Below are 13,420 nucleotides of genomic sequence, written 5' to 3'. Positions count from 1 at the left end.
TGACCTATTACAATGCCGAGAACAATCGAGCACGTAGTCTGATAGGCTTTCAAAGCCGGTTGGAAATTGCAATTTTAGCTTATAATTTGGCTTATTGTTTAGAACGATTTAACTAGCACCACGCGTAATTAATTATATTTCTGCGCATACTTCCGCTTTTCATATGATGTTTTATCGGATAATCGGTATTTATATAGATGCTTTGTTTAAAAATGATACAAAGAAGGCAAATGAAATCAGAGAAGATATGGTGAAGTACGGCTATAAGGATTTTATTACTAGTTGGCCAAAGTAAAGAATGTAAGAAATACATTACAATTATAAGCTATCTTTTTAAAGCAGACGGTAAAATTAAGTTGGATGAAGATAAGAGTGAAAAAATCGATATGTAGGTGGTACCGATGTTAGATTTTCTAAAAGAAAGATGGCGTAGCATTGCTTGTGCGACTATCTTGGCAATCTATGCCAGTATAGAACATCACAGTATAAATTGGATTTATTTCTTGATAGTAGTAGCAATAATTGTGTTGCCCCTCTCATATTTCTGGGAAAGATCTAGCTTGTCAAGAAAGTTAATAGCTTTTTGGCAAAGGCTAAGGAGGTAGTTATGCTATCAGTTTGGCGAAAAGCAATTCCAAGGATAATCTGGTTGTTTGTAATTCTAGCAATTTGCTTTTACAATAGTCATAATTTATGGGTGCGACTTTTCGGTGTAGCAGTTGTTATCATCGACATACCACTGATTTACTTTGAAGAAAAGAAAAAACTTGCTAAAAAGGATGAAACTGATTCAAAGTAACTGAGAAATTTTAAAAAGCAGATTATCTGCCTGATGTCTCTTCAATGACATTGTAGGTAGAGATCTGCTTTTTTGTATTTCTTTACATACATGCGATACACTTGCACTACGAGAGAAAAGAGAGTGAAAATATGAAAAAAGATCAAATTGTTGTTTTTCCAATTGTTATAACTACTACAAATGATGATAAAATCAAATATTCAGTAAGTCTTCCAGATCTTGATCGAGATACCCAAGGTAGAACTGTCGCAGAGCCAATTGAAATGGGGAAAGATCTGATTGGTACTATGTCTCTAGTAGAAGATTTGCCTAAATCTAATACCGAATTACCTCAGACTAAGAATAATCAAATTGCCACTCTAGTTACTGTCAATATTTCAAAATATAAAAGATTGAATGATGAAAGAGCTGTTAAGAAGACGCTGACTATTCCTAATTACTTAAATGAAGAAGCAAAGGAAGCTGGGTTAAACTTTTCTGCGTTATTAACTGATGCAATTAAATCTAAATTAGGTATTCAATAATTGAAAAAGCAGATCATCTATCTGATGTCTCTTCAATGACATTGTAGGTAGAGATCTGCTTTTTTTGTATTTTTGTTAACTATACTTAACAAAAATCCTACTTTTCATTAACTATACTTAACAAAAAGACGTTAATTTATTAAGTATAGTTAACAAGTCTAAGTAAAATCACAAACGAAAAGAGCTCACACAGCGAGAGCTCTTTTTTCTACATCATTATGCTATCCTTTTTTCAAATTCCACCACAATGTTCCTATTGCTATAACAGTATAAACAACTGCAGAGATTAAACACCACCATAGTTCCGGGATAATTGTCCAAAAGATAATGGAACCAATTAATAAAATTCCGGCTAGTAGTAGGGAAATGTAATCAACTTTGGCAAATAAGATTGTGATTCCTAAAGATAGCAATCCACTAGCGTATAAGCTTAATGAAATTATTGTAGAAAAGAGGTTGCTAGGAATAGGATAAAAGAAAATTATTAAGCATGCTAAAACGCCCAGGCTAAAAAGACCTAAAACAAGTCCAGTTATCGCGAAGGCACCACGGATTTCTTTACGCATTATTCTTTAGTATCTTCTTGTGCAGCCCAATGGTTGATTGGGCCCCACTTAGAACCAACCTCAATTGGGTGGGAGATAGCCTCATAGGTGAAGTCTTTGGCAATCTTCACACTTTCAATTAGCGGCGTGCCTTTAGCTAATTCTGCTGCAATCACTGCGGATAAGGTATCGCCAGTCCCGTTAACCCGGTCAGTCTTAAAGTATGGCTTAGTGAAGGAGTGGAACTTGCCGTCTGCAGTAAGTAAAACATCAGTAACTTCAGCTTCCTCGCCATCGTGGCGGCCTTTCATGAGCACGTTCTTCGCACCCATGGCTTGCAACTTTTTAGCCCCTTCTTTAATTTCATCTAAGTTGGTTAATTCAAGGCCAGTTAACTTCTTTTGTTCATAATAATTAGGCGTAATGATCTCAGCTAATGGGACCAAGCGCTTGATGAAGGTGTTATAAGAGTCATCATCCATTAAAGTATTACCATGTTTAGTCGAGATTACTGGATCAATGACAATTTTGCCAAAGTCATATTTTTCTAAGTTGTCAGCGACCACGTTCATTACTTTAGAATCAGCGACCATCCCTGTCTTAGCAGCGCCAATCTTGAAATCTGCTGCTAGGACATCAAATTGCTTTTGGATAAAGTCCAGCGGCATAATATGAGCAGCATAGATACCAGTAGTGTTCCCGGCAACAGCTGCGGTCATTAAGCCCATGCCGTAGACGTCTCGAGCATAGAAAGAGTGTAAGTCGGCAGGTGTACCAGCACTACCGTCACTATCATTGCCGGCAATGGTAACTGCAATTGGTTCTTTTGTCATAAATATCCCTCGCTTTTGTCTTTATTTTTTTCCATTATAACTAACTTGACAGAAAAAAACTTAAATAATAGGAAAAAGCTTTGTAAAAATCGCTAAAAATATTAAACTTAAAAGAAAACGGTTACTAATTTTAGAGGTAAAAAGCGATGACAGAAAAATATATTATGGCAATTGACGAAGGGACCACTTCTACGCGAGCGATGATCATCGATCACAATGGTAAAGAAGTTGCCTCTTCACAACGTGAATTTCCCCAATACTTTCCTGAACCAGGTTGGGTAGAACATAACGCGGCTGAGATTTGGCAAGCCGTGCAGACGACAATTGCGACGACTTTTATCGATTCAGGTTTACGGCCGGACCAGATTGCTGGGATTGGCATTACTAACCAGCGGGAAACTACGGTTATTTGGGATAAAAAGACGGGTCGTCCAATCTATAATGCAGTTGTTTGGCAATCACGGCAGACAACGCAATTAGCTGAGAAGCTGAAGCAAGATGGCTATAGTGAGATGATCCGCAAGAAGACTGGTTTAATTATTGACCCATATTTCAGTGCGACCAAGATTCGCTGGATCTTAGATCATGTACCAGGAGCACAAGAGCGTGCCGAAAAGGGTGAGCTACTCTTTGGGACGATTGATACTTGGCTACTTTGGAAATTAACAGAGGGTAAGGTCCATGATACGGACTACACCAATGCTTCCAGAACCATGCTTTTTAATATTCATGACTTGTGCTGGGATGATGATATCTTAGATTTATTGAATATTCCGAAGGCCATGTTGCCACAAGTGCGGACTAACTCCGAAGTTTATGGTTATACCACGCCATATACATTCTTTGGTGGCAAGGTGCCAATTGCAGGGATGGCTGGTGACCAACAATCAGCTTTATTTGGACAATTAGCCTTAAAGCCAGGGATGGTCAAGAACACCTATGGCACGGGTTCTTTCATTGTGATGAATACAGGCACGACGCCAACTGAATCAAACAATAACTTGTTAACGACGATTGCTTACGGCATTGACGGAAAAGTGAACTACGCCTTAGAAGGGTCAGTCTTTGTTTCGGGCTCTGCCATTCAATGGCTGCGCGATTCAATGAAGATGATTAAGACGGCACCAGAATCTGAAGATGCGGCTTACAAGTCTAAGTCTGAAAACGAAGTTTATGTAGTGCCAGCCTTTACCGGGTTAGGAGCACCATATTGGGATTCTGAAGCTCGAGGTGCGATCTTTGGCGTTACACGTGGAACAACTAACTATGACTTGATCAAGGCAACTCTGCAGTCACTGGCCTACCAGACGAGGGATGTGGTTGATACCATGCAACTTGATTCTGGTATTAAAATTCCAGCCTTGCGCGTTGATGGTGGTGCGTCCAATAATAATTATTTGATGCAATTCCAGGCTGATTTGTTAGGCACGAAGATTGAACGGGCTAAGATTCTTGAAACAACGGGCATGGGTGTGTCCTTCTTAGCTGGTCTGGCAGTGGGCTTTTGGAAAGATGTTGATGAATTGAAAGATATCTTTGTGATTGGTCAAGCCTTTGAACCGAAGATGAGCGAACATGAACGGGAGAAGTTGTATGCAGGCTGGCAGAAGGCCGTCACTGCAACAAGAGTCTTTGCTCATGGTGAGAAGTAATGACGATTGGCGAAGCATTGAAGAAGAAGCGCCAGGAATTAGGCTTGTCGCAAACTGAGATGGCGGCTGGCGTGTTGACGAAGTCGTATTATTCTAAGGTTGAGCGAGGACTTCATGAGATCAAGACTGTTGATTTACTTGAGATTTTGGCGATTCATCATGTTAATGCGAATGAGTTTTTGGAGCAATTTTCGTTAAATAAGATTGAAAAAAGTAAAAGTGTTAAATATGGTGAAATAATACGAGAATTGCACAAAGCGTATTATAGTCAAGATTTAGAGCAAATAAATGAAATTAGAACACAACTGAAGCAAGAAAAGCAAACCAAGGAAATAGAAAATTTAGATGCTCAGGCTGCTATGCTGGAAGTGGGTATAAAAAAAGATCCAAATATTTTATCAAAAGAAGATAAGTATCAAGTAAGAAATCTAATTTTTAAGACTGAAGAGTGGAATCAAGATAATTTAACCTTATTTTCAATAGCAATTCCTCTTTTTGACTTTGGTGAATTAAAATCATTAGTTAAATCAATCTTTAAAAACTTCAAAGACATAACTACTTTTTCTAATACTATTCAAGAAAAAGTTGCTGCAATTGCAGTTAATTATTTGCAAAATATGCTTTTCTATCATTATTTAGATCAAGAAACGCTAAATTTAGCACTTAATATCTTAAAAAAGATGACGCCATCACCCAGTAATTGCTTTGCAAAGATAATGGCTAGTTATTATACAGCGGTATTTTCTGGTGATAAAGATAGGGTCAGAAGTATTTTGATGTTTTTAAGGTTAAATGGGATGGATGCAATTGTTGAAAAATTAAAAGGTTGAAAGAAAAACATTCAAAAGTTCAAAGTGTCATATATGACACTTTGAACTTTTTTAATTGTTTCTGAGTAACATATTAAATATAAACTAAATTGTAAGTGAGATGGAAAGTATGATACCGTGGTATCCATGTCCTGGATGTTTGATATTTAGGAAGAAGATGAATCTTTTATTATGAAAATTATTAACAAAAATTTAGTTAAGGAAAACAAAATTGGCACTTTATTTTTTCGTAACGCTTCTTCAAAAGAGATGAAAAGATTTTTAAATCAATCTCTTAAAGGCAAGAATTATAAGGTAATTCCAAACGGCTTCTTTATATCATGTATATCCAAAAATAATGAATTGCCAGTTCAAGGATGGAAGATTCACGTTTCAGGGAATTCCACGAATTATCTTTCTATTTTAAATAAAGTCATAGAAACTATTAGTCCTTTAAACATCTCGTTTAAAGTTGTACCAGTAGCTAGTCTTTATGTGATGCTGTCTAAGGATTTCCCTAGAGAACAGGCAGGAAAGTTTATAACTATTTATCCTCAAAACAAAATACAATTTATCACAGTACTTAGATTATTATCTAGAAAACTAATTAAATATGATGGAATTCCAGTACTAACAGATAATGCAGTTACTAAGGTGGTTAGTTTTAGGTATGGGGCATTTGAAAAAATTCCGTTATATGATACTGAAGGAGACCAATATTATGGAATTTACAATGAAAAAAACAATGTAGTTGAAGACAGAAGAGAAATCGGTTGCTATAAGCCAGATTGGGTAGAGGATATTAATTACGGTAATGTTAGTACAAACATTGAATTAGAAGATAAATCAGCTTCTAAAATGTTGAGAAAGTATAATTTTGTAAATGCTTTACAGTTCAGTAACTTTGGTGGTGTGTATGAAGCAACTGATAAGAAAACAGCTATTCCAGTTATAGTAAAAGAAGCTAAGAAGTATTTTGGTGGTAAAAATTTTGAGAATGTGCATCCCCAAGATATTAGGTACCTTCGCAGAAGAGAATATAATTTCCTTCGCGAGTTATATTCATGTGGTTTTACTCCTAAACCAATTGACTATTTTAAAACTGAAGCTGGTGACTACTTGGTTGAAGAGAAAATAAATGGAATAACTCTACACGAATTTAAATTTGAGAATCCAATTTATTACCCTAATTCAACTAATGAAGATTATGAAAAATATGTATATAAATTATCGAATATCTTTTTAAATATTTATCACAAAATTTCGATTATTAATAGAAAGGGGTACGTTCTAAACGACTTGACGCCCAATAATATCTTATATGATGAAGACCAATTTAAGGTAATGGCAATAGATTTAGAAAGCGTCACTTATGTAGATGAAAAAATAGATAAAAAGCTTATTTACGTAACACCAGGTTATTCCAAATTATTAGAGACTAAAAAAATTGATGATAATGATTTGTTTTCTTGGGCAGCTTGCTTAGCAGATTGCCTAATTTCTAGGGCTCAGTTGATCACGTTAGATAGACAAATTATATCAAAGTCCTTGAAATTTTGCGGCTCTTTGTATGGAGGATGGCTAGAGCTATGTGGTCATTTGAGTGATTATTTTGCTAATTATAATAGTGAAATACTTACTAAACAAGTAATTAACGATTTAGAACTTATTATTAGAAAAGGTAATTATGCTAGTCAATAACGATGTTAAAGAGATTTTTGAAATAGGGCTTCAATCGCTAAGAACAAGTGTCAAAGATCAAAATATAAAAAGTAAATTAACACATTATTTCGAAAATGATTTTAGTTTTGCCTTTGGCGAATCTGGTATTCTTTATGGCTTGAAAATTCTAGGTATTGAGGGGAATGAACAGCTATTAAATAAGACAATGGTAAGCATAAAAAAGCAGGGAGATAATTCTTCAATATGTTCTTTAAGTAGAGGTAAATTATCTGCATTAGTTACTTTGTACTATTGCAAATCATATCCTACACTTGAATACCAAATAATGGGTCTAATGACCAAAAAATTGTCCGATTTGTTAATTGAAGAAGATATGAATTTTTCTTTATTTAATGGGATTACAAGTATAGGCTTTCTAGCGATTTATATGTATAAATTAACAAAAAATATGTACTTTATCTCTGTAGCCAAACTTGTCTATGATACTTTAGTTAAAATGCAGCCATGTGTTTCAAAATATGGACTTGCGTATGGTCATACTGGGATAGCATTATTTCTTATCAACTCATGTGTCTCGAAGCTTGAAACTTGCTAAACGATATATTCTTTGGGATGTGAAACATGGAAAAAAGTTAAATACTCTAAGAAAAGTTCGTGGCGTTACAGATAGTAATGACAATGAGATTCCATATATTTATATTCCATATGGTTCTTGTGGAATAATACGTACTATTTTGGAATATTTAAAACTTAAATACGATAAAGACTTAGAAAAAACATTAGAGTTTTTAAGTAACTCGATTTTAATAAAAACCACTTTACAATCAGGCTATTTATTTGGGACAGCAGGTGTTATTTCAACAATTTATGAATTAATTAAATATTTCCCAACAGATAAAAAGTATAAATATGCTTTTTCTAATTTAATAAATTCCTTATGCTCAACATCTTTTATTAAAAACGATCAATTATTGTTTCCGTCAGATCAAAATATGGAAAGTAATGTTGATTATGGGTCGGGACAGGTAGGAATCTTATTGACATTTTATAAAGTAATCAATGACATTGAATTTGATCCACTATTTAAATAACGAAAGGAGGTGAGTTTAAATTTGAATAATGAAAGGGGGTGAATTAAAATGAGAAACTTGACAAAATTACAAAAATTACCTGTAAAGAGCGTTGTCACACGAAGTGGCCACGACGCACCTAGATTTGCGAGTTCTTTAAGCGTTGGCTGTTCTGTAGGCTAAATATGAATAGAATAAAAATAGGGACATTTGTCCTTATTTTTTATAAATTGATGAATTAAGATAAAAAATATGTTAAAATTAAATAAATTTTAAATAATTTTATTATTCAAAAGGGATAAGTAAAAACAATGAAGATTAATATCAGATGGATTGTTAAAAACGTGCCAATCTGGCTCTTAATTTTAATCGTAATCACTTTAATTGCCGGTGGATTCGAAGGGGTCATTAACGGGATGATCTTCGGTCAATTTCCCAACTTGGTAGGCAAAGATGCTAATACTTTTGTCCATTTTTTAATCAAAAGTACTCTAATCTTCTTCGTTACTTACACCGCCATTGTCTTACAATATGTCTTTCTCAACCGCGCACGTAAGATTCTTAGAGTTAAGCTGAAGAAGACCATGTTGATTAACAGCTTTGCCTTACGTGAAGATGCGGCAGCCGGATTAAATCACATCAGTAACGATGCTAGCAAGATTGATGACCAATACTTCTCAATCATTGCCGGAATTCTATCATCAGGTGCAGCTGCCATTATTTCAACTATCTATGTGCTACAAGTTAATCTGCTCATGGGGATTATCTTCATTGCTTTTTCTTGTCTGAGTTTAGTGCCAATGTTGTTTGGCAAGAAGAAGCTGGGGGCTTTAGGTAAAGAATGGAGTGACCAGAACTCCAAGATGATGCAGTCAGCGGGAGCCTGGTTCCACGGGTTGCGTGATATTTTACAATACCAAGTGCAGAAGCAATTTTTCAAGCGAGTTAGCACAGATGTAGAAACCAGTGAAAATACCCTCTTGAAACAACAAAACTTACAATGGGGCATTCAATACTTTAACTTCTTACTCACCATTGTTGCAGTTGTTGGACCTTGGGCGCTTGGCTTTTACTTCATTAGTACTCATCAATTTGGCGTGACGATCAGTGCTTTATTATCACTGACTTTATCAGCTAACAGTGTCGTGCAAAACTTCCGCCAATTAATGCAGTACTGGTCATCCGTAGCCAGCACCACCGAAATTCGCAAGATTAACGTCTCTGATCAAGATATTTTTACTCAAAGTTCAAGTGAAGTTGACCAACCCGAGATTAAATTTGCGGACGTTAGCTTAACTTACCAAGACAAGCCCGTCTACGAAGATGTGAACCTTGATTTACCATATGGAACAAAGGTCTTACTTCAAGGACCATCTGGTTCAGGTAAGAGTACCTTGTTAAATATGGTGTCAGGTTTTCTTAAGCCAACTAAGGGTGAAATTACCGTCGGCTCAACTGCACCGGTTCCAAGCAACACCGTTTATATTGCGCAAACACCTTGGATTTTTGAAGGCAGTATCCGTGATAATTTGAGTTTAGGGCAAGAATTTTCTGATAAGCAATTATTAGCTGCCCTTAAGCAAGTTGGTTTGGATCAAGAATTTGGTCAGCAACCACTTGAGCGGATGATCCATCCCGATCAAGAAGACTTATCAGGTGGTCAACGGCAACGTTTAGTCATCGCCAGAGCACTCTTACGGGATCGGCCAATTATCTTGCTTGATGAAATTACCGCTGCTCTTGATGAACAAAATGCCAATGATATTCGGCAGATTTTGTACAACACGCCAAAGACAGTGATCGAAAGTGCCCACCATATTAACTTTGATTTAGCCAAGAAGTATGGCTTTTCATCACTAATGATTAAAGATCATCATTTAGTAAAAGAATAGAGATTAAACGTCGAAAGTTTCGGCGTTTTTTCTTGCCTAAAATTCCTCCCTGCGAGATAATGCTATAATTATTTTAATCTGTTAACCATAACACGTGAGGTGATCATATGGCACATAATCGACTTGTGGCACTAGATGGTGCCCTGAATTTCCGTGATGTCGGAGGCTATCAGAATGCGCAAGGCCAAAGCGTCAAATGGAATAAAATTTACCGTTCAGATTCTTTAAGTTCCTTATCTTTTAAAGATAAGATCAAGCTGGCGAAGTTGAAGGTCGCAGTAGACTGTGACTTAAGATCGAGTTATGAGAAGAATTCGTCCCCAGATGTTTTGTGGGCGAGCGTTAAGTATGTCGATGTTCCGCTTTATTCAGATAATATCAGTGAAGACAAGAGCGACAACAAGTTGTTCCGTTTCTTCCATCATTTACCTAATTTAAAGGATAATTTTATTGGGCAGATTTATCAGCGGACCTTGCTTAATACTCATAGTCAGGAAGAGTTTGCCAAAGTCTTTGCCGAGTTATTGGAACTGCCAGCAGATCAAGCTTTGGTTTACCACTGTAGTGCCGGTAAAGACCGGACAGGAATGGTATCGGCTTTAATCTTAATGGGGCTTGGTGTCGATGATGACACGATTGCCCGCGACTATTTATTAACTAACGAATTATACGACTTTGCTGTGTCGCGTAATTTACCAAGTAATGATCAAATTTCCGCGATTATTGCCAAGATGAATGTCACTAAGGGTGAAGGCATCGCAATTCGTGGGATCACCGAGACCATTCGTCAAGGCTGGGGCAGTTTTGATTCTTTCTTCAAAAAAGAACTAGGCTTCAGTCAAGCAGATTTAAAGCAGTTAAGAGCAATGTATTTAGAATAGGTAGAAAATTTAATGGTAACTTTATCAGATGTAGCTAAAGAAGCCAATGTTTCAAAAATGACTGTTTCGCGGGTAATTAACCACCCGGAGCAGGTGACGCCAGAACTGAAAAAGCTGGTCATTCAAGCCATGGAAGAATTGGATTATCATCCCAATTCTGTGGCCCAGGCTTTGGTCAATAATCGGTCCAATGTGGTTGAATTTGTTACGCTCGAAGATATTGATACAACTGAGCCCTACTATATGAACTTGTTATTCGGCTTTGCCAAAGGCTTAGCAAAGAAGCAATATGCCTTGCAATTAGTAACTGATCGCACCAAGATTGAGCAGAGCAATGCAGATGGCTATTTAATTACTGGGGCCCGTAACGGAGACTATGAATTATTTGACCAGCTCAAGAAGCCATTTGTCTTATTTGGTGAAAATCACCGCGGCTTTGATTTTGTCGATACAGATAATAAAGCTGGGACTAGGATGGCCACCGAGTATGCTTTGTCACGGTTGTATAAGCACATTATCTTTGTGGGGATTGACTTGAAAGAGCCGTTTGAATATTCACGTGAAGCTGGCTATATTAATACTTTGCAGAAAAGGCAATTGATTCCGCAAATCTACCGGGTGTCTAACCACAGCCACTCAGCGCAGAGTTTAATTAAGAAAATGTACCAGGACTTTAAGAAGGATACTTGTTTTGTCTGTGCTAGTGACCGGATTGCTGTAGGGATAATTCGTGAATTAGAAAATCAGGGAGCTAAAGTACCGGATGATTTTGGCGTGATTGGCTTTGATGGGGTCTTTCTTGATCAAGTTTCTAGCCCGAAATTAACGACGATTAGGCAATCAATTTTTAAGATGGGCGACCTCTTAGCAGGGATGTTACTGCAAAAGATTGCTCAATCAGGTTCACCACAAGGAGAAGTTTTGATTGAGCCAACCTTGGTAAGAAGAGGATCGACTAGGTAAGGGAGAGTTTGGAAGAAATTCCAAACTCTTTTTTTGATACCGGTAACAGATCAAATCCTCTTGTAAACGGTTTCGTATATCAACTAAACTGAGACTGGAGGAATTTTATTATGGCACATTGGTATGATCACGCAATTATTTATCAAATTTACCCTAAATCCTTTCAAGATAGCAATGGCGATGGCATTGGTGACTTGAACGGGATTAGGAAAAGAATCCCTTACTTAAAAGATCTCGGCGTTAACGCAGTGTGGTTGAATCCCGTTTTCGTTTCACCACAAGTTGATAATGGCTACGATGTTTCTAATTATTTTGCTATTGATCCTCATATGGGGACGATGGCAGATATGGAAAACCTAATTTCTGACCTTCATCAAGCCGGAATTCATGTCATTATGGACTTCGTGTTAAACCACACTTCTGATCAACATCCGTGGTTTCAAGATGCAATCAAAGATCCTAACAGTATTTACCGCGACTACTACATTTTTGCTGGTGAAAATAATCAGCGTCCAAATAATTGGGGTAGCTTCTTTGGCGGCAGCGTCTGGGAACCCGATCCGGCTGGCACTGGACAATCTTATTTCCACTTGTTTGACAAGCGGATGCCGGACTTAAACTGGAAGAATTCCGAAGTTCGTCACGCGATGCTAGAGATTGCGGAATACTGGTTAAATAAAGGAATTGATGGCTTACGCTTGGATGCCTTTATTCACGTGGGCAAAGCAGATTTACGTCAAAACTTTCCCACTCTAGATAATAGTTCTGAACCAGTGATTGCAGAACCGTTCTTTGCTAACTTACCGCAAGTCCAAGAATGGCTCAGACCATTTTGTGAAAAGATCAAGCAAGACTACCCTGACACCTTGCTCTTAGGTGAAGCTGCTAGCGCAAGTGTCAACTTAGCCGTTGATTACACTACTAAGCGTAACCACTTGATGGACAGCGTAGTTACTTTCCGATACTTTACGGATGACGAAAGTCATGTTGATCCAAACTTCCCAGCTGCTTATCAACCTAAGCCATTAGACATGGATGCCTTTAAGGAAAATCAAGCAGTTTGGCAACAAACTCTAGCGGGAATTTCTCAACCGACCCTTTATTGGAGTAACCACGACATGGCCCGTCTTAGAACTAGGGTAGCTCATAACGATACGCAAGCTCGTAGTTTGGCTATGCTGATGTATTTACAACGTGGAATTCCAATTATTTACTACGGCGAAGAGTTGGGACTGCAGAATTTATTATTTGATGATCCTGCTCAATTTGAAGACCAGAATGCGGCTCCCTTTATCCAGGCTGCTGAAAAAGCTGGTAAAACTGAAGAAGAGGCATTGGCAATGATGAATGCTACGCATAAGATGCCAGCACGGGGACCAATGCCATGGAATAATGAACAATATGCTGGCTTTAGTACAGTTAAGCCATGGCTTGATGGTAAGCGCGTCAGCCGCGTTAGTGCAGCCCAAGAAATGACTGATTCTGATTCCATGCTCAGTTTTTATAAACAATTATTAGCCTTGAAGAAAGAAGCACTCTTTGAAGAGGGAAGTTACTACTTGTTGGCTACTGATGAAAAGAGTTACGTCTACCAGCGTGATTATCAGGGACAATCTGCGATTGTTGCGGTCTCGCTTAGCGCTGAAAAGACTCAAGTTAAATTACCAACAGGCTATACAACTGAAAAATTGGTTGCTGGTCATTATCAATTGAAAGACGATGTTTTAACCTTAATGCCATATGCTGGGGTTGTTTTAGAGAAGTAAAAA

The 13,420-nt window shown here is 37.3% G+C and carries 13 protein-coding genes and 1 pseudogene; 12 read left to right on the top strand and 2 right to left on the bottom strand.

Annotation, left to right across the window (positions count from 1 at the left end; genetic code table 11):
* From EJK17_RS08700 to EJK17_RS08690, 3 genes and pseudogenes are all read left to right on the top strand, one after another.
* Positions 1 to 116, top strand: a pseudogene (locus tag EJK17_RS08700) (IS982 family transposase); the annotation flags it as partial.
* 491 nt (positions 117 to 607) lie between these two features.
* Positions 608 to 799 carry a hypothetical protein gene (locus tag EJK17_RS08695; protein WP_103662311.1) on the top strand — a complete coding sequence of 64 codons (192 nt, stop codon included), beginning with the start codon at positions 608 to 610 and terminating at the stop codon, positions 797 to 799.
* Between the two features lie 131 nt (positions 800 to 930).
* A complete protein-coding gene (locus EJK17_RS08690) occupies positions 931 to 1,323 on the top strand; it encodes a type II toxin-antitoxin system HicB family antitoxin (protein ID WP_127796350.1) in 393 nt (130 codons plus the stop codon).
* Positions 1,324 to 1,544: 221 nt separating this feature from the next.
* On the opposite strand, the gene EJK17_RS08685 is transcribed toward EJK17_RS08690, so the two are convergent.
* Both EJK17_RS08685 and thiD read right to left on the bottom strand, forming a co-directional pair.
* The gene (locus EJK17_RS08685; protein WP_103662309.1) at positions 1,545 to 1,889 is read right to left on the bottom strand and encodes a hypothetical protein; all 345 of its coding nucleotides are present in this window, start codon (positions 1,887 to 1,889) and stop codon (positions 1,545 to 1,547) included.
* Complete coding sequence (thiD, locus tag EJK17_RS08680; protein WP_103662308.1) at positions 1,889 to 2,701, bottom strand: bifunctional hydroxymethylpyrimidine kinase/phosphomethylpyrimidine kinase; 813 nt, start codon at positions 2,699 to 2,701, stop codon at positions 1,889 to 1,891. The genes EJK17_RS08685 and thiD overlap by 1 nt, the downstream gene beginning before the upstream one ends.
* A 146-nt stretch (positions 2,702 to 2,847) precedes the next feature.
* Between thiD and glpK the strand changes: the two genes are divergently transcribed.
* The 9 genes from glpK to EJK17_RS08635 all read left to right on the top strand — a co-directional run bounded on the left by glpK (position 2,848) and on the right by EJK17_RS08635 (position 13,417).
* Complete coding sequence (gene glpK / locus EJK17_RS08675) at positions 2,848 to 4,353, top strand: glycerol kinase GlpK (protein WP_103662307.1); 1,506 nt, start codon at positions 2,848 to 2,850, stop codon at positions 4,351 to 4,353.
* Positions 4,353 to 5,183, top strand: coding sequence for a helix-turn-helix domain-containing protein (locus EJK17_RS08670; protein ID WP_103662306.1), 831 nt, complete (start codon positions 4,353 to 4,355; stop codon positions 5,181 to 5,183). Before glpK ends, EJK17_RS08670 begins: the two co-directional genes overlap by 1 nt.
* A gap of 171 nt (positions 5,184 to 5,354) precedes the next feature.
* Entirely contained in the window at positions 5,355 to 6,863 is a 1,509-nt protein-coding gene (locus EJK17_RS08665) for a class III lanthionine synthetase LanKC N-terminal domain-containing protein (protein ID WP_103662305.1), read from the top strand.
* Positions 6,850 to 7,440 (top strand): glycoside hydrolase family protein, encoded by a 591-nt coding sequence (locus tag EJK17_RS08660; RefSeq protein ID WP_127796349.1) that lies wholly within the window; start codon positions 6,850 to 6,852, stop codon positions 7,438 to 7,440. The genes EJK17_RS08665 and EJK17_RS08660 overlap by 14 nt, the downstream gene beginning before the upstream one ends.
* Positions 7,427 to 7,936 carry a glycoside hydrolase family protein gene (locus EJK17_RS08655; protein ID WP_127796348.1) on the top strand — a complete coding sequence of 170 codons (510 nt, stop codon included), beginning with the start codon at positions 7,427 to 7,429 and terminating at the stop codon, positions 7,934 to 7,936. The genes EJK17_RS08660 and EJK17_RS08655 overlap by 14 nt, the downstream gene beginning before the upstream one ends.
* Positions 7,937 to 8,226: 290 nt before the next feature.
* Complete coding sequence (locus EJK17_RS08650) at positions 8,227 to 9,807, top strand: ATP-binding cassette domain-containing protein (protein ID WP_103662303.1); 1,581 nt, start codon at positions 8,227 to 8,229, stop codon at positions 9,805 to 9,807.
* 107 nt (positions 9,808 to 9,914) lie between these two features.
* Positions 9,915 to 10,688: a tyrosine-protein phosphatase gene (locus tag EJK17_RS08645; RefSeq protein ID WP_103662302.1), complete on the top strand. Its 774-nt coding sequence runs from the start codon at positions 9,915 to 9,917 to the stop codon at positions 10,686 to 10,688.
* A gap of 12 nt (positions 10,689 to 10,700) precedes the next feature.
* Positions 10,701 to 11,651: a LacI family DNA-binding transcriptional regulator gene (locus EJK17_RS08640; protein WP_103662301.1), complete on the top strand. Its 951-nt coding sequence runs from the start codon at positions 10,701 to 10,703 to the stop codon at positions 11,649 to 11,651.
* Positions 11,652 to 11,761: 110 nt separating this feature from the next.
* Positions 11,762 to 13,417 (top strand): alpha-glucosidase, encoded by a 1,656-nt coding sequence (locus tag EJK17_RS08635; protein ID WP_103662300.1) that lies wholly within the window; start codon positions 11,762 to 11,764, stop codon positions 13,415 to 13,417.
* Positions 13,418 to 13,420 lie beyond the last annotated feature (3 nt).

This window comes from Lactobacillus xujianguonis (genome assembly GCF_004009905.1).
Lineage (GTDB): Bacteria > Bacillota > Bacilli > Lactobacillales > Lactobacillaceae > Lactobacillus > Lactobacillus xujianguonis.
Note: the sequence above shows the minus strand (reverse complement) of the source record. Positions and strands in the feature narration are given on the sequence as shown.